This is a genomic window from Streptomyces sp. 130, assembly GCF_007096885.1.
Lineage (GTDB): Bacteria > Actinomycetota > Actinomycetes > Streptomycetales > Streptomycetaceae > Streptomyces.
On record NZ_VJNO01000001.1, the window covers coordinates 246336 to 265302 of the forward strand.

Annotated in this window: 19 protein-coding genes and 1 pseudogene; 6 read left to right on the forward strand and 14 right to left on the reverse strand. The window is 72.8% G+C overall.

Features of this window, described 5'->3' with window-relative positions; all coding sequences use genetic code 11:
- Nucleotides 1-690: 690 nt before the first annotated feature.
- Nucleotides 691-1902 carry a NarK/NasA family nitrate transporter gene (locus tag FKN01_RS01155; protein WP_185992692.1) on the reverse strand — a complete coding sequence of 404 codons (1212 nt, stop codon included), beginning with the start codon at nt 1900-1902 and terminating at the stop codon, nt 691-693.
- A gap of 106 nt (nt 1903-2008) precedes the next feature.
- On the opposite strand from FKN01_RS01155, the gene FKN01_RS01160 reads away from it, so the two are divergent.
- Nucleotides 2009-2440, forward strand: a complete 432-nt coding sequence (locus FKN01_RS01160) for an Lrp/AsnC family transcriptional regulator (protein ID WP_143615777.1) — start codon at nt 2009-2011, stop codon at nt 2438-2440.
- A 12-nt stretch (nt 2441-2452) separates the two neighbouring features.
- Here the strand turns inward: FKN01_RS01160 and FKN01_RS01165 are convergent, their stop codons facing one another.
- The 4 genes and pseudogenes from FKN01_RS01165 to FKN01_RS01180 form a co-directional block, all read right to left on the reverse strand.
- On the reverse strand, nt 2453-4036 hold the full coding sequence (locus FKN01_RS01165) for a GAF domain-containing protein (RefSeq protein WP_143615778.1): 1584 nt from the start codon (nt 4034-4036) through the stop codon (nt 2453-2455).
- Nucleotides 4037-4056: 20 nt separating this feature from the next.
- Nucleotides 4057-5094: a rod shape-determining protein gene (locus FKN01_RS01170; RefSeq protein WP_143615779.1), complete on the reverse strand. Its 1038-nt coding sequence runs from the start codon at nt 5092-5094 to the stop codon at nt 4057-4059.
- An 811-nt stretch (nt 5095-5905) separates the two neighbouring features.
- Nucleotides 5906-6478, reverse strand: a pseudogene (locus FKN01_RS32895) (hypothetical protein); the annotation flags it as partial.
- A complete protein-coding gene (locus FKN01_RS01180) occupies nt 6475-6900 on the reverse strand; it encodes a MarR family winged helix-turn-helix transcriptional regulator (RefSeq protein WP_143615780.1) in 426 nt (141 codons plus the stop codon). The pseudogene FKN01_RS32895 and the gene FKN01_RS01180, both read right to left, overlap by 4 nt.
- Nucleotides 6901-7021: 121 nt before the next feature.
- Here FKN01_RS01180 and FKN01_RS01185 point away from each other — a divergent pair, with 121 nt between their 5' ends.
- From FKN01_RS01185 to FKN01_RS01195, 3 genes are all read left to right on the forward strand, one after another.
- On the forward strand, nt 7022-8038 hold the full coding sequence (locus tag FKN01_RS01185; protein WP_143615781.1) for an NADP-dependent oxidoreductase: 1017 nt from the start codon (nt 7022-7024) through the stop codon (nt 8036-8038).
- Nucleotides 8039-8127: 89 nt separating this feature from the next.
- Nucleotides 8128-8556: an organic hydroperoxide resistance protein gene (locus FKN01_RS01190; protein ID WP_143615782.1), complete on the forward strand. Its 429-nt coding sequence runs from the start codon at nt 8128-8130 to the stop codon at nt 8554-8556.
- A gap of 53 nt (nt 8557-8609) precedes the next feature.
- Nucleotides 8610-9407, forward strand: coding sequence for an EI24 domain-containing protein (locus FKN01_RS01195; RefSeq protein WP_143615783.1), 798 nt, complete (start codon nt 8610-8612; stop codon nt 9405-9407).
- Between the two features lie 25 nt (nt 9408-9432).
- On the opposite strand, the gene FKN01_RS01200 is transcribed toward FKN01_RS01195, so the two are convergent.
- Both FKN01_RS01200 and FKN01_RS01205 read right to left on the reverse strand, forming a co-directional pair.
- Nucleotides 9433-10425 (reverse strand): aldose epimerase family protein, encoded by a 993-nt coding sequence (locus FKN01_RS01200; protein ID WP_143615784.1) that lies wholly within the window; start codon nt 10423-10425, stop codon nt 9433-9435.
- A 10-nt stretch (nt 10426-10435) separates the two neighbouring features.
- Entirely contained in the window at nt 10436-11350 is a 915-nt protein-coding gene (locus FKN01_RS01205; RefSeq protein WP_143615785.1) for an SGNH/GDSL hydrolase family protein, read from the reverse strand.
- 278 nt (nt 11351-11628) lie between these two features.
- On the opposite strand from FKN01_RS01205, the gene FKN01_RS01210 reads away from it, so the two are divergent.
- Complete coding sequence (locus FKN01_RS01210; RefSeq protein WP_073965313.1) at nt 11629-12123, forward strand: DUF3145 domain-containing protein; 495 nt, start codon at nt 11629-11631, stop codon at nt 12121-12123.
- Between the two features lie 88 nt (nt 12124-12211).
- On the opposite strand, the gene fabF is transcribed toward FKN01_RS01210, so the two are convergent.
- The 5 genes from fabF to FKN01_RS01235 form a co-directional block, all read right to left on the reverse strand.
- On the reverse strand, nt 12212-13474 hold the full coding sequence (fabF, locus tag FKN01_RS01215) for a beta-ketoacyl-ACP synthase II (RefSeq protein WP_143615786.1): 1263 nt from the start codon (nt 13472-13474) through the stop codon (nt 12212-12214).
- 77 nt (nt 13475-13551) lie between these two features.
- Nucleotides 13552-13797 carry an acyl carrier protein gene (locus tag FKN01_RS01220; RefSeq protein ID WP_143615787.1) on the reverse strand — a complete coding sequence of 82 codons (246 nt, stop codon included), beginning with the start codon at nt 13795-13797 and terminating at the stop codon, nt 13552-13554.
- Between the two features lie 62 nt (nt 13798-13859).
- Complete coding sequence (locus FKN01_RS01225; protein WP_143615788.1) at nt 13860-14891, reverse strand: ketoacyl-ACP synthase III; 1032 nt, start codon at nt 14889-14891, stop codon at nt 13860-13862.
- Between the two features lie 13 nt (nt 14892-14904).
- Nucleotides 14905-15819, reverse strand: coding sequence for an ACP S-malonyltransferase (locus FKN01_RS01230; protein WP_143615982.1), 915 nt, complete (start codon nt 15817-15819; stop codon nt 14905-14907).
- An 89-nt stretch (nt 15820-15908) separates the two neighbouring features.
- The gene (locus FKN01_RS01235; protein ID WP_026171552.1) at nt 15909-17108 is read right to left on the reverse strand and encodes a CdaR family transcriptional regulator; all 1200 of its coding nucleotides are present in this window, start codon (nt 17106-17108) and stop codon (nt 15909-15911) included.
- Between the two features lie 109 nt (nt 17109-17217).
- Here FKN01_RS01235 and FKN01_RS01240 point away from each other — a divergent pair, with 109 nt between their 5' ends.
- Entirely contained in the window at nt 17218-17874 is a 657-nt protein-coding gene (locus tag FKN01_RS01240; RefSeq protein WP_143615789.1) for a pirin family protein, read from the forward strand.
- A gap of 25 nt (nt 17875-17899) precedes the next feature.
- Here the strand turns inward: FKN01_RS01240 and FKN01_RS01245 are convergent, their stop codons facing one another.
- Both FKN01_RS01245 and FKN01_RS01250 read right to left on the reverse strand, forming a co-directional pair.
- A complete protein-coding gene (locus FKN01_RS01245; RefSeq protein ID WP_143615790.1) occupies nt 17900-18091 on the reverse strand; it encodes a hypothetical protein in 192 nt (63 codons plus the stop codon).
- 105 nt (nt 18092-18196) lie between these two features.
- Nucleotides 18197-18778: a GNAT family N-acetyltransferase gene (locus FKN01_RS01250; RefSeq protein WP_143615791.1), complete on the reverse strand. Its 582-nt coding sequence runs from the start codon at nt 18776-18778 to the stop codon at nt 18197-18199.
- Between the last annotated feature and the right edge of the window lie 189 nt (nt 18779-18967).

An 18967-nucleotide genomic window follows, 5' to 3' on the forward strand; every position in this document is an offset into this window, starting at 1 on the left:
CCTCGGCGCGCGGTCCGCCTGACGCCTCGGCGCGGGCGGTCCGCCTGACGGCTCGGCGCACGCGCTCCGTCGTTTAGTCCGGTGCGGGCGGTCTGTCTGACGCCTCGGTGTGGAGGTCTGTCTCTAGCCCGGCGCGCGGTTCGCCTGACGGCTCGGCGTACGCGCTCCGTTTCTAGCCCGGTGCGGGCGGCCCGCCTCGCGCTTAGCGGCGCGCGCTCCGCCTCGCGCCTCGGCGCACGCGCTCGGTTCCTAGCCCGGTGCGCACGGTTCGCCTGACGGCTTGGCGTACGCGCTCCGTTGTTTAGTCGGGTGCGGGCGGTCTGTCTGACGCCTCGGTGTGGACGTCTGTCTCTAGCCCGGCGCGCGGGGCTCACCTGACGGCTCGGCGCACGCGCTCCGTTCTAGCCCGGCACGCACGGTCCGCCTCACTCCTCGGCGCACGCGCTCCGTTCCTAGCCCGGCGCGGGCGCTCCGCCTGACGGCTCGGCGCACGCGCTCCGCCTCGCGCCTCGGCACGCGCGTTCCGCCCCGCGCCCGGCGGCGCACGGTCCGCCTCACGCCCGGCACGCGCGTTCCGCCTCACGCCCCGGCGGCACGCGCGTTCCGCCTCACGCCCCGGCGGCACGCGCGTTCCGCCTCGCGCCCCGGCGGCGCGCGCTCCGCCTCGCGCCCGGCGCGCGCGCCGCGCCCTCACTCGTCCCGCCGCACGTTCCGCATGCGCCCGTACGCGTACACACAGCCCGCGAGCGCCAGGTCGGACAGGAGCATGAAGCCGATCGAGTACGAGTCCTTCGCGCTGTAGATCGCGCCCATCACCAGCGGCGGCAGGAACCCGCCGAGTCCGCCCATGGCGCCGACGATGCCGGTCACACTGCCCACCTTCGCCTGCGGGGTGACCTGCGAGACCAGCGCGAAGACGCTGCCGCTCGCGGTGCCCAGGCCCGCCGCCATGACCAGCAGCGCGACCGTGCCCGTCGGGTCCAGCCTCGGGTCGAACGCCTGGACGATCGCCATCAGGGCGGCCACCCCCAGCGCCACCGAGGTGACGACCGCCGGGTGGACGCGGTCCGAGAGCCAGCCGCCGATCGGCCGGAAGATGACCGTCACCAGGGCGAACCCGGCCGCCTTCGTGCCCGCGTCGGTCGGCGTCAGCTCGTACCAGGTCTTGAGGTACGTCGGCAGGTACACGCCGAACGCCACGATGCCGCCGAAGCCGATCGCGTACAGCGCGGACAGCTCCCAGGTCACCCGCAGCCGGCCCGCCGAGCCCAGCCGGTGGGCCAGCGAATCCGTCGGCACCTTGCGGCCCGGGTGGTCGTTGATGAGCAGCCCGGCGAGCGCCGCGTACACCACGAGGGCGGCGGCGACCACGAGGACCGGCAGGTTGTCGCCGTGCTTGGCGATGCGCGGCGTGAAGTAGCCGGACAGCGCGACACCGCCCATGCCCATGCCGAAGACGCCGAGCGCGAGGCCGCGTTTGGCGGGCGGGAACCAGGAGTTGACCAGCGGGATGCCGATCGCGAACGTCGTGCCGCCGACCCCCAGCAGGAAGCCCACGGCGAGCATCGCCCCGTACGAGTTCTTCGCCGGGATCAGCAGCAGGACGGGCAGGATGGTCAGCGCCGAGGTCAGCGGGAACATCAGCCGCGCCCCGAACTTGTCGGTCAGCGCGCCCACCGGGATGCGCCCCAGCGAGCCGACCAGCACCGGCACCGCCACCAGCAGCGACTGCTGGAACGAGCTCAGGCCGAGGCGCTCCTTGTAGTCCCCCGACATCGGCGCGATCAGGTTCCACGCCCAGAAGGTGAGCGTGAAGCCGATGGTGGCCATGATCAGATTCCGGTACGCGGCGGAACCCGGGGCGTCCACGGGTGGGGGTGACTGCTTCGCGGCTGTGTCCACACGGCCAGTCAAGGGCGGCGACGGACCGCGGGCCCGTCGGCCTGCTCCGTACGGGGGACGGCTCCTCGTTCTTCGTATATGCGGAGAAGCTGGGACAATGGGGACCATGGATCGTCTGGACAGGGAAATCCTCGGTGTCCTCCAGGAAGACGCCCGGATCTCGTACCGCGACCTGGGCGTCCGGGTCGGGCTCAGTGCCAACGCGGCGGCCGACCGGGTCCGGCGGCTGCGCAAGGACGGCGTCATCCGCGGCTTCACGGTGATCGTGGACCCGGCCGCCGACACCCGCACCGGGCTCGTCGTCTTCATCGACGTGACCCTGCGGATGGACACCACCAACGACACGTTCGAACGGGCGGTGCTGACCCTGCCCGGGATCACCGAGGTGGTGCACGTGACGGGCGGCCACGACTATCTCGTACGCGCCACCGCCGCCGACACCGCGGCCCTCGACACCCTCCTGCGCCGCCTCAAGCGCGAGGCGGGCGTCGCGCACTCCAACACCCGGGTCGCCCTGCGGGCCGCGCCCGGCCCGTGACCGGCGGCGCCCTCACAGCGGCGCCTCCCAGGTCACCGTCCCCGCCCGCGAACCGTCCGGCTCGTGCCCGTCGTCCGCCACCGTGAGGCGGACCGCGCCCCGCCCGTCCGGCAGGGTCGCCGTCGCGTCCACCTCCACCTCGATCGCCGAGACCCCGGCCCGCCGGTGCGCCGCCGCCAGGGCGCCCCGCAGCGCCGCGAGCAGCCGCTTGCCGACCGGCTCCGCCACCAGCGCGTCCACCGCCCCGGCGAACCGCACCGACGGCTGGAAGCCGAGCACCGCCGCCGCGCCCCCCGTCTCCCGGAGCACCCGGCCCCGGAAGGTGGCGGGAGCCTCGGCGGGTGGCTGCTGGAGCGCGAAGATGGCCGTCCGCACCTCCTGGATCGTGGAGTCCAGCTCGTCCACGGCCGTCCCGAGCAGCTCACCCGTCTCCCCGGCACCGGCCCTCCGGCGCGTCGACTCCAGCATCATCTCGGTGGCGAACAGCCGCTGGACGACCAGATCGTGCAGGTCCCGCGCGATCCGGTCGCGGTCCTCGTACACCGCCAGCCGCTCCCGGTCCTGCTGCGCGTCCGCCAGCACCAGCGCCAGCGCGGCCTGCGAGGCGAACTGGGCGGCCAGCAGCCGGTCCAGACCGGTGTACGGGCGGGCTCCGCGCCGCCGGGGCAGGGCGAGCGTCCCGATGAGCCGGCCCCCGCTCTGCAGCGGCAGCATCATGCTCGGCCCGAACCGCGACCGTACCGGCGTCGTCATCCGGGGATCGGTCGCCGAGTCCTCGATGAACACGGCCTCGCCGCCGAGCAGCTGTTCCAGGACGGGAGAGCCGGGGGCGATCGCCGTGCCCACCAGACCGGCCGGGTCCTCGTGCGTCGAGGCGACCACGATCTCCATCCCGCCCGCCTCGGTGGGCTGGAGGATCACCCCGGCCGCCGCGTCACTGAGCAGCCGCGCCCGCTCCGCCACCGTCGTCAGCGCGTCGGACGGGTTCTCGCCGGTGAGCAGGGTGTTGGTGACGGCCGCCGCACCCTCGATCCAGCGTGCCCGCTGGCGGGCGCTCTCGTACAGCCGGGCGTTGCCGATCGCGATGCCCGCCTGTGCGGAGAGGACCTTCAGCAGTCCCGCGTCCGTCCCGGTGAAGTGCCCGGTGTGCTTCTCGGCGAGGTAGATGTTGCCGAAGACCTCGTGGTGCACCCGGATCGGGGCACCGAGGAACGAGCGCATCGCAGGATGCCCGGGCGGGACGCCGGTGGCCCGCGGATCGGTGGTCAGGTCGTCCGAGCGCAGCGGGCCCGGGGCGTCCACGAGCGCGCCGAGCATGCCGGTGTGCCCGTCCGGGAAGTCACCGATCGCCGCCTGCTCGTCCTCGGTCATCCCGCACACGTACAGCTCGCGGATCGTGCCGCGCCCGGGGTCCAGTACGCCCAGCGCCCCGTACCGGGCGTCGGTCAGGGCGGTCGCGGTGTCGATGATCTGCTGGAGCGTGGCCCGGAGTTCCAGGTCCGAGCCGACGCTCAGCACGGCTTCGAGGAGCCGGGGCAGCAGGGGCGATCTGGGCAGCCCGCGGTCCGGGAAATCCCCCGGCGGCCGGTCCGTCATCCGCCGCTCCCGCCCCGGGGTCAGCTCGCCAGCGGGTCGAGCACCAGGGGGCTGATCTCGCCCTCCATCATGGCGCCCAGGCCGAGGATCGAGCAGGTGTCGGGCCGCTCCGCGATGTGCACCGGCACGCCGGTCGCGTCGCGCAGCATCTGGTCGAGGCCGGGCAGCAGGGCGCTCCCGCCGACCATCATGATCCCGCAGTCGGCGAGGTCGGCGACCAGGTCGGGCGGGCAGTCCCGCAGCACCTTGCCGACACCGTCCAGGACCGCGGTGAGCGGGCGGTGGATCGCCTGCCGGATCGCGGCGGTGTCGACCTGGACGGTCCGGGCGAGGCCGGTGGCGACGTCCCGGCCGTGGATCTCGGTGACCGAGGGGCCCTGGGGGGTCAGCCCGGTGCCGCTCAGGGCGAGCTGGAGGGGGCGCACGGACTGGCTCGGCAGCATCAGTTCGTGGTGCTGGCGCAGGTGCTGGATGACCGCGTGGTCGATCGCGTCGCCGCCGACCGGGAGGCGTACCGCCGTCACGATCGAGCCGAGCGAGAGCACCGCGATCTGTGTCGTCGCCGCCCCGCACACCATGATCATGGTCGCGGTCGGCTGCTCGACCGGCAGCCCGGAGCCGACGGCCGCCGCGATCAGGGTGTCGACCAGCTCCACCCGCCGGGCGCCGAGGCCGACCAGGGTCTCCACGGAGGCCCGCCGCGCCAGCGGGTCGCTGTCGTGCGGGGTGCAGGCGGCGGCGCGCAGCCAGGGCTTGCGGCGCAACTGGCGGCGGAGCTTCTCGCCGAGCAGGTGGCGCAGCATGCGCTGGGCCATCTCGATGTCCACGACGGTCCCGCCGGACACGGGCCTGGCCACCCGGATGTAGTCCGGGGTGCGGCCCGTCATCTGCTCGGCGAGCGCGCCCACGGCGATCAGTGAGCCGGTACGGGTGTTGACGGCGGCGACACTCGGCTCGTCCACGACGAGGCCGGGCCCCTTGACGTACACCCGGGTGCGGGCGGCCCCCAGGTCGACGGCGACGTGGCAACGGCGCAACTGCTCAAGGCTGACGGTCACGGCGGATTCCTCCCGAGAGCGTTGAGGGCGACCGACGGACAGCCGGCTCTCCTGAAAGCCTGCGCCGTTCGGGGCCCCCGCGCCCGCTGGGCTGAGCCGGAGGAGGGACCACCTGACGGCGTGTCGGGCGCGTTGCGCGCGCGCAGCGCGCGGAGCCGTACGAACCCCCGCCCGCCCGGACCGCGCCCACGCGTAGGAACCCACCGCGTGGCCGGCCCCACCCGACGAATCCCAACCCGCCCGGCCAACCAACCCCAGCCCGCCCGGCGCCTGAGGACGCCTGGGACTCGCTGGGGTCAGTGCCCGCGTGGCGGAACCAGTTCGGCGGGCGCTTGGGGACGTTTTGGGCTCGCGGGGTCAGTGCCTGCGTGGCGGAACCAGCCCGTCCGGCGCCTAGGGCGCCTTGGACTCGCGGGGTCAGTGCCTGGGTGGCGGAACGAGCCGGTCCGGCGCTTGAGGGCGCCTGGGACTCGCGGGGGTCAGTGTCTGGGTGGCGGAACGAGCCCGTCCGGCGCCTAGGGCGCCTTGGGCCCGCGGGGTCAGTGCCCGCGTGGCGGACCCCGCCCGGCCGGCGCCTGAGGGCGCCTGGGACTCTCGGGGGTCAGTGCCTGGGTGGCGGAGCCAGCCCGCTCGGCGTCTGAGGGCGCCTTGGACTCGCGGGGTCAGTGCCCGCGGGCGGAACCAGCCCGTCCGGCGCTTGAGGGCGCCTTGGGCCCGCAGGGTCAGTGCCCGCGTGGCGGAACCAGCCCGTCCGGCGCTTGAGGGCGCCTGGACGGCACGTCCCGGCCCGCCGGCGACCGAGGCCCCCTCCGCCCCCCGGCCCCACCCGCGGCAACAACCCCCACGTGAACTCCGCGACACACGCACCCGCCCCGGACCCCACCCGCAGCGCGAACCGCGTCGGCGCGCTCCCCTCCATCGGCCGCGCCGGGGCGAAGGCGCGGGCGACCTCGTCCACCGTGCACGACCAGGGCACCAGGTCGTCCACCGTCCTCAGCACCGGCTCCGCCGCACCCCGCGCCCGCACCAGCCACTCGTTCCACACCGCCCCGCCCGGCGCCACCATCACCTCGAACCGCAGCTCCGGCCAGAGCGGTACCGGCCACAGCAGTACGTCGAACTCCAGGTCACCGAGGACCCGCCGCCCCGCCGACTCCGGCTCCCCGAGCACCGACCGGTAGCGCCGCAGGGCGCCCCGCCCCCGCGGCGCCCGGACCATGGCCTGCCACCGCCGGTTCGCCTCCCGCATCTCCGCGGGCGTCGCGCCCAACTCGTGCCGGGCGTCCTCCACCAGACCCGGCTGGTGGTCCGCCATCCGGCGCAACAGGACGAGCTGGAACTCACGGGGCCCGAAGCCCGGCCCGGCCGGCGCTGCGCCGCTCACGCGCCCAGCATCCGGCGCAGCAGATCCCGCAGCGCCGTCCGGTCCGCCGCGGGCAGCCCCGCCAGCGGCTCCCGCGCGAAGTCCAGTGCGTCCCGCAGCCGCGCGGCCGTCGCCGCGCCCCGCTCGGTCGGCGCGGCCAGCTTCACCCGCCGGTCGGCCGGGTCGGGGCGCCGCTCGACCAGCCCCCGCGCCTCCAGCCGGTCCACGATCCCCGTCACATTGGACGGCTCGCACTTCAGCTTCTGCGCGATCCGGCGCATGGGAAGCGGCTCCACGGACAGCAGTCCCAGGACGCGGGCCTGCGCGCCCGTGAGGCTGTGCGCGGCGGCGGCCTGCTCGTACTCCTCGTAGTAGCGCGCCACGACGCTGCCGATCAGCTCGATGACTTCGAGGGTCAGGGGGTCTGTGCGCGAGGTGGCCATGACACCCAGGATAGCGAGTTGCTTGACAACGTGAAATATCCAGGAGCATGGTTGTTTCAGGTGGTGAAGTTTTCTCGCCGCCGAGATCCCCGCACCCCCACCCCGAGGAGACCCCGAGCCCATGTCCGCTCTTCCCGCGTCCGGCCGCGAATGGCACCTCACCGCCCGCCCGCACGGCTGGCCGAAGGCCGAGGACTTCGCGCTGCGTGAGGCCCCGGTCGCCGCCCCCGCCGAGGGCCGGGTCCTGGTGCGCAACCTGCACTTCTCCGTGGACCCGTACATGCGCGGCCGGATGAACGACGTGAAGTCGTACACCCCGCCCTTCAAGCTCGACCACCCCATGGACGGCGGCGCCGTCGGCGAGGTCGTCGCGTCCAACGCCGAGGGCTTCCAGGCCGGCGATCACGTCCTGCACGGCCTCGGCTGGCGCGAGTACGCGAGCGTCCCCGCCCAGCACGCGGTGAAGGTCGACGGCTCGATCGCCCCGCTCTCCGCCTACCTCGGCGTGCTCGGCATGACCGGGCTCACCGCCTACGCGGGCCTGTTCGACGTGGCGTCCTTCAAGGAGGGCGACGCGGTCTTCGTCTCCGGCGCCGCCGGCGCGGTCGGCAGCCAGGTCGGCCAGATGGCGAAGATCAAGGGCGCGTCCCGGGTCATCGGCTCCGCCGGCTCCGACGAGAAGGTCAAGCTCCTCACTGAGGAGTACGGCTTCGACGCCGCGTTCAACTACAAGGACGGGCCCGTCGCCGAGCAGCTGCGCAAGGCCGCCCCCGACGGCATCGACGTCTACTTCGACAACGTCGGCGGCGAGCACCTCGAGGCCGCGATCTCCTCGTTCAACGTGCACGGCCGCGCCACCATCTGCGGCATGATCGCCCAGTACAACGCCACCGAGCCCACCCCGGCCCCGCGCAACCTCGCGCTGGTCATCGGCAAGCGGCTGCGCCTCCAGGGCATGCTCGTCGCGGACCACCAGGACCTCCAGCAGCAGTTCGTCCAGGACGTCGCCGGCTGGCTGTCCTCGGGTGAGCTGAAGTACCGCGAGACGGTCGTCGAGGGCATCGAGAACGGCGTCGACGCCTTCCTCGGCCTGCTGCGCGGCGAGAACACCGGGAAGATGATCGTCTCCCTCGGCTGAACCACCCTTCCCCGCACCCGTTAGGCTCAACCCAGGCCGTCGCGATCGTGGGCGCGAGTCGCGGCGCATCAGCAGGAGGAATCCTCAGCATGACCATTCAGGACATAGCCGTCGCGTACACCGCCGTCGCCACCGCGGAGAACGGCCGTGACGGCCGCGTCGCCTCGGACGACGGCAAGCTCGACGTCGTCGTCAACCCGCCGAAGGAGATGGGCGGCAGCGGCGCCGGCACCAACCCGGAGCAGCTCTTCGCCGCCGGTTACAGCGCCTGCTTCCAGGGCGCGCTGGGCGTCGTCGCCCGTCAGGAGAAGGCCGACATCTCCGGCTCCACGGTGACCGCGGCGGTCTCCATCGGCAAGACCGAGGCCGGCGGCTTCGGCCTGGAGGTCGCCATCACCGCGACCATCCCGAACGTCGACAAGGCGACCGCGCAGGCGCTCATCGAGAAGGCCCACCAGGTCTGCCCGTACTCGAACGCCACGCGCGGCAACATCAAGGTGGAGCTCGCGGTCGCCTGACCGCCCCCGCACCACTGAACCGAGCCCCGTCCCGGTCCCGTTAGGCTGACGCCATGCGTGATCTCGGGGCGGGGCTCGGCTTTCTCATCAAGGGCCAGCGCTGGGTGTTCGGCCACGGCAAGTGGTTCGGCGTGGGGCTGCTGCCCGGCCTGATCACCCTCGTGCTGTACGCGGGCGCCCTCGTCGGCCTCGGCTACGGCGCCGACGACCTGGTGGCGTGGGCGACGCCGTTCGCCGACGACTGGTCCTCGCCCTGGCTCGGCCTGCTGCGCAACACCCTGACCGTGCTGGTCTTCGTCCTCGGCCTGTTCCTGGCCGTGATCACCTTCACCGCCGTGACCCTGCTGGTGGGGCAGCCCTTCTACGAGTCGCTGTCCGAGGAGGTCGAGCGCACCGAGGGCGGCACGGTCCCCGAATCCGGACTGCCGCTCTGGCGGGAGCTGTGGATCTCCGCCCGCGACAGCGTGCGCGTCCTGGTACGGGTCGGGCTGTATACGATCCTGCTCTTCGCCCTCGGATTCGTGCCCGTGGCCGGGCAGACCGTCGTCCCCGTCATCGGCTTCTGCGTCACCGGGTACTTCCTGGCCGAGGAGCTGACCGCCGTCGCGCTCCAGCGCCGGGGCATGGTGCTGAAGGACCGCCTCGCCCTGCTGCGCGCCCACCGCATGCGCACCCTCGGCTTCGGCGTGCCGCTGGGGCTGGTGTTCATGCTGCCGTTCGTCGCCGTGTTCCTCATGCCCGGCGCCGTCGCGGGGGCGACCCTGCTGGCGCGGGGCCTCGTGGGGGACGGGGAACCGGACGAGGAGGAGCCGGAGGACGCGGGCAAGGGCGAGACGGCCGCCGAGGGCTGAGCCCGCCGCCCCGCTCGGCGCACCGCTAGCGCACCGAGAACCCGTACACCGTCGTGGACGCGAACTCCTCGCCCGGCCGCAGCACCGTGCTCGGGAACCCGGGCCGGTTCGGCGAGTCCGGGAAGTGCTGGGTCTCCAGGGCGATCCCGGCGCACGGGTCGAACGGCCGCCCGTCCAAGTGGTCCGCCGTGTACAGCTGGAGCCCGGGCTCCGTCGTCGTCACCGTCAGCACCCGCCCCGACCCCTCGTCGTACAGCTCCGCCGCCGGGGCGGTGCCGTCGAGCACGAAGTTGTGGTCGTACCCCTTGCTCACCGGCCGGGACTCGCGGAAGTCGAAGCGCGTGCCCTCCACCGCCAGGAACTCGCCGGTCGGCAGCGACTCCGCGTCCACCGGCGTGACCGCCCCCGCCGCGATCCGCAGCCGCTGGCCGAGCGCGCTGCCGCTGTCCGCGCCCGCCAGATTCCAGTAGGTGTGGTTCGTCAGGTTCAGCACGGTCGGCGCGTCCGTCACCGCCCGGTACGCGATGCGCAGCGCCCCGCCCTCGTCCAGCGTGTACGCCGCCGTCAGCTCGACGCGCCCGGGGAACCCCTCCTCGCCGTCCGCCGAGACGAAGGACAGCTCCACCCCGCCCGGGACCGCGCGCGCGTCCCACACCCGCTTGTCGAAGCCGCGCAGCCCGCCGTGCAGCTGGTTGCGGCCCTCGTTGCGCGTGAGGTGGTACGTACGGCCGTCCAGCTCGAAGGAGGCCCCGCCGATCCGGTTCGCGTACCGGCCCACGAGCGCGCCGAAGTACGGCGCCGTGTATTCCTGGTACGAGGCCAGGTCGGGCAGCCCGAGGGCGATCCCGGCCCGCGCGCCGTCCCGGTCCGGCACCTCGACCGACTGCACGATGCCGCCGTACGTCAGGACACACACCCGCGTGCCGTCCCGCTCCAGCGTCCAGCGGTGCACCGCGGTGCCGTCCGCGAGGGTGCCGAAGTGCTCCGTACCGATCACCGTGCCCGCGCTCGTTTCCATGATCACGACTCTACGCGGGGGGCCGCACGGCTGTGACATTTCGGTAGGCGATCTCGGCGAGCCGCGCCTGTCCGTTGCGGCCGGGGTGGAACCAGTCCCACTGGCTGAGCTGCTTGCCGGTGAACCGGTAGTCGAACACCGCCCCGCCGTCGTACCGGCAGCGGCGGTCCTTCGCGCACACCTCGCGCAGCACCTCGTTGTACGCCACGACCCGCTCCTGCACCGCGGTGCGCCGGGCCACCGCCGCCGCGCCCATGTCGTCCGCGTCGGACAGCATCGACTTGCAGATCCCGAGCTTCCAGATCTGCTTGCCCAGCGGGTTGGCGCGCCCCTGCGACCACAGCCGCTTCAGGTCCGGCACGCTCGACACGTACACCTGCGCCTTCGGCGCCCCGGCCCGCAGCTTGCGCATCGACGCCTCGAACGACGCCCGGAAGTCCGCCACCGGGGTCATCGACCGCACCGAGTCCCGGCAGGCGTCGTTGGCGCCGATCATCACGGTCACCAGGTCCGGGTCCTCGGCCGCCGCCAGCGCCATCTGCTCCGGCAGTTGCGCCATCCGGGCGCCCGTCACCGCGTGGTTCCAGCTGTGGTCCGCCGCACCGGACGCGCCGAGCAGCCGCACCGCCAGGCTGCGCACCGAGCTGTCCGTGCCGGTCGACCAGGAGACCTCCGGGCAGTCGGCCAGCACCGAACACGCGTCGAAGCCGCGCGTGATGGAGTCCCCGACCGCCGCGATCGACTTGGGGCGCGGGTCCCAGACCGGACCCGCCGCCGGCGACGGCCGGTGCTCGGCCGCCGAGCCCTTCGTCGTCCCGTCGGACCCCGAGCCGCAGCCGGCCAGCGCAGCCGAGCCCAGGCAGGCCAGAGCGGCCAGCCCCGCCAGTGCGGTGCGTGAGCGGTGCCGTACGGACCGATCCGGCATTGCCTGGTCTCCTCCTGTTCGTGCCCCGCCGCTCCGCCAGGTGAAGACTGAGCGAAGAAGGGCCCCGGGACCGACGGTACGTCACACCTCCGACACCGGGGCGCGGTAGCTTTTCCCCGTCGAACCAGTGGCTTTCGCGGCGCCCGGCTCCACTCGGGTGGCATCCGAACATCACACCGCGTCACATACTGTCGCTTTTCCGGAGAATAACTCCCGATGCTGTTTACTGATGACAGGCCGCTGGGGAAGGCGAACCTCGTCCCACACTGGAGGTCCCGGTGACGACACGTGGAGTCCTGTACGTTCACTCCGCACCGCGCGCGCTCTGCCCACACGTCGAATGGGCGGTGGCGGGAGTCCTCGGCGGGCGGGTGCAGCTCGACTGGATCAGACAGCCGGCCGCGCCGGGCACCTGGCGCTCCGAATTCTCCTGGCAGGCACGGCCCGGCACGGCGTCCAAGCTGGCGTCCGCGCTGCGCGGCTGGGACCTGCTGCGTTTCGAGGTGACGGCGGAGCCGTCGCCCACGGCGGAGGGCGAGCGCTACAGCTCGACGCCCGCGCTGGGCATCTTCCACGCCGTCACCGGCATGCACGGCGACATCCTGGTCCCCGAGGACCGCCTCCGCGCCGCACTGGCCCGCTCCGCGGGCGGCGAGACGGACCTGGCGGCGGAGATCGCCAAGCTTCTGGGCAAACCCTGGGACGACGAACTGGAATCCTTCCGCCACGCGGGCGAGGGCGCGCCCGTCCGCTGGCTCCACCAGGTCGTGTGACCGGGGCAGCGCCCCCGAACACCACGACGAAGCCCGCACCCCCACGTGAGGGGCACGGGCTCCACGTACAAGCGACGCGCTTCGCGCGTCAGACGCTACGGAACGCCAGCACCACGTTGTGGCCGCCGAAGCCGAACGAGTTGTTGATCGCCGCGATCGGCCCCTCCGGCAGCGCCCGGGGCGCGTCCCGGACGATGTCCGCCTCGATCTCCTCGTCCAGGTGGTCCACGTTGATCGTCGGCGGAGCCATCCGGTGGTGCAGCGCCATGACCGTCGCCACGGTCTCGATGCCGCCCGCACCGCCGAGCAGGTGACCCGTCATCGACTTCGTCGCGGAGATCGCGACGTGGTCCAGGTCGTCGCCCAGCACCGAGCGCAGCGCCTTGACCTCCGCGATGTCACCCTGCGGGGTGGACGTCGCGTGGGCGTTCAGGTGGGCGATCTCGGACGGCTTGAGGTCCGTCTGGTCCAGCAGGTTCTGCATCGCCGCAGCGATACCGCGGCCCGTCGGCTCCGGCTGCGCGATGTGGTGGGCGTCGGCCGAGAGGCCCTGGCCCAGCACCTCGCAGTAGACCCGGGCGCCGCGCTTCGCCGCGTGCTCCGCGGACTCCAGGACGACGACGCCGGCACCCTCGCCGAGGACGAAGCCGTCGCGGCCCACGTCGTACGGGCGGGAAGCCTTCTCCGGCTCGTCGTTGCTCTTGGACATCGCCATCATGTTGGCGAACGCGGCGATCGGCAGCGGGTGGATCGCCGCCTCGGTGCCGCCGGCGAGGACCACGTCGGCACGGCCGGTGCGGATCATCTCGACGGCGTACCCGACCGCCTCGGCACCCGAGGCGCAGGCGGAGACCGGGGTGTGGACGCCCGCCTGGGCGTTCACCTCGATGCCCACGTTCGCGGCCGGGCCGTTGGGCATGAGCATGGGCACGGTGTGCGGGGAGACGCGGCGTACGCCCTTCTCCTTCAGCACGTCGTACTGGTCGAGCAGGGTGATCACGCCGCCGATGCCGGAGGCGATCACCGAACCCAGCCGCTCGGGCTGGATCGTTTCGTCCTCACCGGCCTTGCCGGTGAAACCCGCGTCCGCCCATGCCTCGCGGGCCGCGATCAGCGCGAACTGCGCCGAGCGGTCCAGGCGGCGGGCGAGCGGACGGGGCAGGACGTCAGCGGGATCGACGGCCGCCAGGGCCGCGATCCGGACGGGCAGTTCGGCGAAACGTTCGCCCTCGAGAGGCTTGACGCCGGAACGCCCGGCCATCAGACCTTCCCAGGTCGATGCGGAATCGCCACCCAGCGGAGTGGTTGCGCCGATACCGGTGACGACCACGGTGCGATTGGTCGAGTTCACTGGAAAATCTTCTCCACGTGTAGGGGGTCGTGAATCAGCGGCGCCACCGCCGGGTGGCGACACACGAACCGGCTGGATCAGTCCTGGTGCTTGAGGATGTAGTCCGCGGCGTCGCCGACGGTCTTGAGGTTCTTGACGTCCTCGTCCGGGATCTTCACGTCGAAGCGCTCCTCGGCGGCGACGACGACCTCGACCATGGACAGCGAGTCGACGTCCAGGTCGTCCGTGAAGGACTTGTCGAGCTTGACGTCCTCGGTCGGGATACCGGCGATCTCGTTGACGATCTCGGCGAGACCCTCGACGATCTCTTCCTGCGTGGCCATTTCGGGGCTCCTTCGGTGATTATCTGCTGGGTTCGGGCGTCCGGGCGAAAAGCCCGGTGTGCCTAGGGGAGAGTAACGACCGTCGCGGCGTAGACGAGACCCGCCCCGAAGCCGATGACGAGCGCGGTGTCGCCGCTCTTGGCCTGACCGGTTGCCAGGAGCCGTTCCATGGCGAGCGGGATGGAGGCGGCGGAGGTGTTGCCGGTGGTCTCCACGTCACGGGCGACCGTGACGCTCTCCGGCAGCTTGAGCGTCTTCACCATCGAGTCGATGATCCGCATGTTGGCCTGGTGCGGGATGAAGACGTCCAGGTCCTCCGCGGAGATCCCGGCCGCGTCCAGCGCCTGCTGGGCGACCTTCGCCATCTCGAAGACGGCCCAGCGGAACACCGCCTGGCCCTCCTGCGTGATGGCGGGGAACTTGACCTCGCCGCGTGCATTGAGGGGCAGCTTCGTGACATCGCCGAGCTGGAAGTCGTTCCACGCCACGGTCTGCTTGATCGTCTCGGACTTGTCGCCCTCGGAGCCCCAGACCGTCGGGCCTATGGCGGGCACCTCGGAGGGGCCGACGATGACCGCTCCGGCGCCGTCGCCGAACAGGAAGGCCGTGGCCCGGTCGGTCAGGTCGGTGAGGTCGCTCAGCCGCTCCACACCGATGACGAGTACGTACTCCGCCGAGCCCTCGACGATCATGCCCTTGGCCAGGGTCAGCCCGTAGCCGAAGCCCGCGCAGCCGGCCGAGATGTCGAACGCGGCGGGCTTGCCGGCGCCGACCTTGTGGGCGATCTCGGTCGCGATGGCCGGGGTCTGCTTGAAGTGCGAGACGGTGGAGACGATGACCGCGCCGATCTGCTCCGGGGCGATCCCGGCATCCGCGATGGCCTTGCCGGACGCCTCGACGGACATCGCGGCCACGGTCTCCTCCTCGGAGGCCCAGTGGCGGGTCGCGATGCCGGAGCGGGAACGGATCCACTCGTCGGACGAGTCGATCGTCTCCAGGATGACCTCGTTGGGCACCACCCGGGTCGGGCGGTAGCCGCCGACACCCATGATCCGCGCGTAGGGAGCGCCCTGGCTGGGCTTGATCTTCGACATGCTCTCGGGCTCCTTAGGCGCCCGCGTGCTCAGCGATGAGCGCGCGGGCCGCGTCGAGGTCGTCGGGGGTCTTGAGCGCGAGGGTCGGGACGCCGGGCAGCGCCCGCTTGGCCAGGCCGGTGAGCGTGCCGCCGGGGCAGACCTCGATGAGCGCGGTGACGCCCAGCTCCTTGAAGGTCTCCATGCACAGGTCCCAGCGGACCGGGTTGGCGACCTGGCCGACGAGCCGGGTGATGACCTCGCGTCCGGTGGCGACGGTCTTTCCGTCGGCGTTCGAGACGTACGTGACCGAGGGGTCGGAGACGTCCAGGTCCCCGGCCGCCGCACGCAGCCGCTCGACGGCCGGAGCCATGTGGTGCGTGTGGAAGGCGCCGGCCACCTTCAGGGGCACCACGCGGCGCACACCCTCCGGCTTGTCCTCGCCCAGCGCGGCGATCTGCGCGGCGGTGCCCGCGGCGACGATCTGGCCGGCCCCGTTGACGTTCGCCGGGGTCAGCCCGAGCTTCTCCAGGTGCGGCACGGTCACCTCGGGGTCGCCGCCGAGCAGCGCCGCCATCCCGGTCTCGGTGACCGCGGCGGCCTCGGCCATGGCGAGCCCGCGCGTACGGACGAAGCGGAGCGCGGCCTCCTCGCCGATGACACCGGCGAACGAGGCGGCGGTGATCTCACCGACGCTGTGGCCGGCGACGACGTCCGGCGAGGCGCCGAGCGCGGCGGACGAGAGCAGACCGGCGGCGACCAGCAGCGGCTGGGCCACCGCGGTGTCGCGGATCTCGTCCGCGTCGGCCTCGGTGCCGTAGCGCACGAGGTCGAGCCCGATGGCCTCGGACCAGGCCGCGACGCGGTCGGTGGCACCGGGGAGGTCGAGCCAGGGAGTCAGGAAGCCGGGCGTCTGAGCGCCTTGGCCGGGAGCGACGAGTACGAGCACCCTCACACTCTCTCTTGTGAACGGTCCGGAAGACCCGTGGGGACAGGGACGAAGAACCGTAGGGGGAATTGTTGATGTCCGACAAAAGACTAGGACTGCGTATCCCGGTCGGCCAGGCGCCCCAGGATCAGGGCGATTCGCAGAGTGAACGCCGAGCGCACATCGGAAGGCGACCAGCCGGTGACGTCTGTCACACGTCGAAGCCGGTAGCGCACGGTGTTGGGATGCACGAAGAGCATCCTGGCCGCGCCCTCCAGGCTGCTCGCCTGTTCCAGATACACACTCAGCGTCTCCAGGAGCGCGGAGCCCGCTTCTTCCAGCGGTCTGTAGATCTCCTCCACCAACTGCTCGCGCGCGGCAGGGTCGCCCGCCATCGCGCGCTCCGGCAGCAGATCGTCCGCGAGCACCGGCCTCGGCGCGTCCTGCCAGGCTCCGCACGCCTTCAGCCCGGCGGCGGCGGCCTGCGCGGACCGGGTCGCGGCCAGCAGGTCCGCCACCACCGGTCCGGCCACCACGGGGCCCGCCGCGTACGGCCCGATCAGGGCCTTCGCCACCTGGAGCGGGTTGTCGCTGCCGCCCGCGATGACGACGAGGCGGTTGCCGAGCACCCCGGTGAGGACCTGGAGCTTGGCGTGCCGGGCGGCGCGCCGGATCGCCTCCACGGTCAGCTCGCTGTCCCCGTCCGGGGCGGTGCCGAGCAGCACGCAGACGTGCTCCGGGGAGTTCCAGCCGAGGGCGGCGGCCCGTGAGACGGCCCCCTCGTCGGCCTCACCGGACAGCACCGCGTTCACCACGAGCGATTCGAGGCGGGCGTCCCAGGCGCCCCGGGCCTCGGCCGCCTGCGCGTACACCTGGGCGGTGGCGAACGCGATCTCGCGGGCGTAGACGAGCAGCGCCTCCCGCAGCACCGATTCGTCACCGGGCGCGGCGACCTCGTCGATCGCGGCCTCCATCACCTCGATCGTGGTCCGCACCATCTCGACGGTCTGCCGCAGCGTGATCGCCCGGGTCAGCTCGCGCGGGGCGGTCCCGAAGACGTCGGTCGAGATCGCCTGCGGGGTCTCCGGATGCCGGAACCACTCGGTGAACGCGGCGATACCGGCCTGGGCGACCAGGCCGATCCAGGACCGGTTCTCCGGGGGCATCGCCCGGTACCACGGCAGCGACTCGTCCATGCGGGCGATCGCGTTCGCGGCCAGCCGGCCGGAGGACTGCTCGAGCCGCTTCAGGGTCGCGGCATGGAGATGGGCGTCGTTCGCAGCGGGCTGCTCAGGATCGGGTCGGGGCACGTAGACAAGACTGCCTTATCCGGACGCGCCCTCCGATGGCCGGGGCCGGTCGCGGGCCGGTTCCGCCGCCGGCGGGGCCGCGCGGGGGCCGGCGGGCTACCGTGGACCGGTGATTTCCGTACACCGCGCGGGCGACCGGTTCGAGGGCGGGGACGCGGCGGCCGGCATCGCCTCCCGGCACGCCTTCTCCTTCGGCTCCTTCTACGACCCCGACAACCTCCGCTTCGGCCCGGTCCTGGCCTGCAACGAGGAGCGCCTCGCGCCCGGCGCGGGCTTCGAGGAGCACCCGCACAGCCACACGGAGATCGTCACCTGGGTCGTCGAGGGCGAGCTGACGCACCGCGACTCGGCCGGCCACGCCACGGTGGTCCGGGCCGGTGACGTCCAGCACCTCAGCGCCGCGTCCGGCGTGCGCCACGTCGAACGCAACGACGGCGACCGGCCGCTGACCTTCCTTCAGATGTGGCTCGCGCCCCTGGAGCCCGGCGGCGAGCCCTCGTACACGACCGTCCCGGGCATCGCCGACTCCACCCCGTACGCCCTGCCCGAGGCGGGCGCCATGCTCCACGTGCGCCGCCTCGCGGAGGGCGAGCGCGCGGCGGTCCCGGACGCACCCCGGGCGTACGTGCACGTGGTGCGCGGGACGGTACGCGTCGGCGCCGAGGAGCTGACGGCGGGCGACGCGGCCCGGATCACCGGTGAACGGGGCCTCGAACTGGTCGCGGCGGGCGCGGCCGAGGCGCTGGTCTGGGAGCTGTGCGACTGACCGGCGCCCCGGCCACCGGGCCGCGTCAGCGGGCGTGGTGCCGGCCGGTCTGCTGGCGCGGGATCTCGCTCAGCCGTACCGCCGCCGGCCGCCGGCGGCTTCGGCCGCTGCTCCGGCCGGGAAACGCGTTGCGCCGCGCGGGCACCTTCGGGGCCAGGGCCACGAAGGCGAGCGGGGCGAGGACCGCGACGAGGATCAGCACGATGAGGGCGTTCATGTTCCTGCCTTCCGTCCGGTACTGACGGTCTGTCACTACGTCTCGTAACCAAATACCGAGCGCATAAACACAGTGGGTGACGGAGATCTCGGAGGCGGGGGCGGACTACCGCCGCCACATCGACCACATCGGCGGGCCCGACCGGAACGTCATCTCCTCGCGCACCTCGAAGCCGTGGCGGCGGTAGAACGTGAGGTTGCGGCTGTTGCTCGACTCCAGGAAGACCGGACGGCCGTCCGCGTCCGCCCGTTCCAGCAGGCCGCCGAGGACCGCCGAGCCGCGACCCGTACCGCGCGCGTCGGCGTGGGTGCCGATGTACTCCACGTACCAGTGCGCGGGGCGGGCCGGGTGCCGGTGTTCCAGGGCGAGCAGGCGCCCGGCCGTACGGGGGAGTTGCGCCCGGCACGCCCGGAGCAGGGTGCCCGCGTTGCGCAACAGGTAGCTGGCGGGGAGCTTCCACGCGCCGGGCTCCGCCCAGACGGCCGCCACCGTGCGGTCCTCGTCCGTCCACACCCGGCCCGCCGGGACCTGCCGCGCCAGGTGCGCGGTGAACAGCAGCCGCAGCCGCCGGTCCCGGTCCCGGGGCATCAGCCAGGACCAGACCGGGTCCTCGGCGTACGCGCTGGCCAGCACGCCCGCGAGCGCGGGTACGTCGGACGCGGTGGCGCGGACTGTCTCGTCGGTCATGGGCGGGGAGCGTAGCGGCCGTCCGGGACCGGCGGCCAGGGTTCCGGCAAGACCGGCCGACCGGCCATCGGGGCGCCATTTCCGGCTGTCACCCGTGCGGGACCTCGACTGTATGGCAGGGCCATGTAAATCTGCCGGTGCCTCAGGAATACGTCCACGGTTCGCCCGCCGTTCGTACCGGCGGCCTAG

Excerpts from the sequence above, each read along its gene's own strand:
- FKN01_RS01160 (WP_143615777.1), top strand. The coding sequence starts at position 2,009 with ATGGATCGTCTGGACAGGGAAATCCTCGGTGTCCTCCAGGAAGACGCC.
- FKN01_RS01165 (WP_143615778.1), bottom strand. The coding sequence starts at position 4,036 with ATGACGGACCGGCCGCCGGGGGATTTCCCGGACCGCGGGCTGCCCAGA.
- FKN01_RS01180 (WP_143615780.1), bottom strand. The coding sequence starts at position 6,900 with ATGGCCACCTCGCGCACAGACCCCCTGACCCTCGAAGTCATCGAGCTG.
- FKN01_RS01185 (WP_143615781.1), top strand. The coding sequence starts at position 7,022 with ATGTCCGCTCTTCCCGCGTCCGGCCGCGAATGGCACCTCACCGCCCGC.
- FKN01_RS01190 (WP_143615782.1), top strand. The coding sequence starts at position 8,128 with ATGACCATTCAGGACATAGCCGTCGCGTACACCGCCGTCGCCACCGCG.
- FKN01_RS01195 (WP_143615783.1), top strand. The coding sequence starts at position 8,610 with ATGCGTGATCTCGGGGCGGGGCTCGGCTTTCTCATCAAGGGCCAGCGC.
- FKN01_RS01200 (WP_143615784.1), bottom strand. The coding sequence starts at position 10,425 with ATGGAAACGAGCGCGGGCACGGTGATCGGTACGGAGCACTTCGGCACC.
- FKN01_RS01205 (WP_143615785.1), bottom strand. The coding sequence starts at position 11,350 with ATGCCGGATCGGTCCGTACGGCACCGCTCACGCACCGCACTGGCGGGG.
- FKN01_RS01220 (WP_143615787.1), bottom strand. The coding sequence starts at position 13,797 with ATGGCCACGCAGGAAGAGATCGTCGAGGGTCTCGCCGAGATCGTCAAC.
- FKN01_RS01225 (WP_143615788.1), bottom strand. The coding sequence starts at position 14,891 with ATGTCGAAGATCAAGCCCAGCCAGGGCGCTCCCTACGCGCGGATCATG.
- FKN01_RS01245 (WP_143615790.1), bottom strand. The coding sequence starts at position 18,091 with ATGAACGCCCTCATCGTGCTGATCCTCGTCGCGGTCCTCGCCCCGCTC.
- FKN01_RS01250 (WP_143615791.1), bottom strand. The coding sequence starts at position 18,778 with ATGACCGACGAGACAGTCCGCGCCACCGCGTCCGACGTACCCGCGCTC.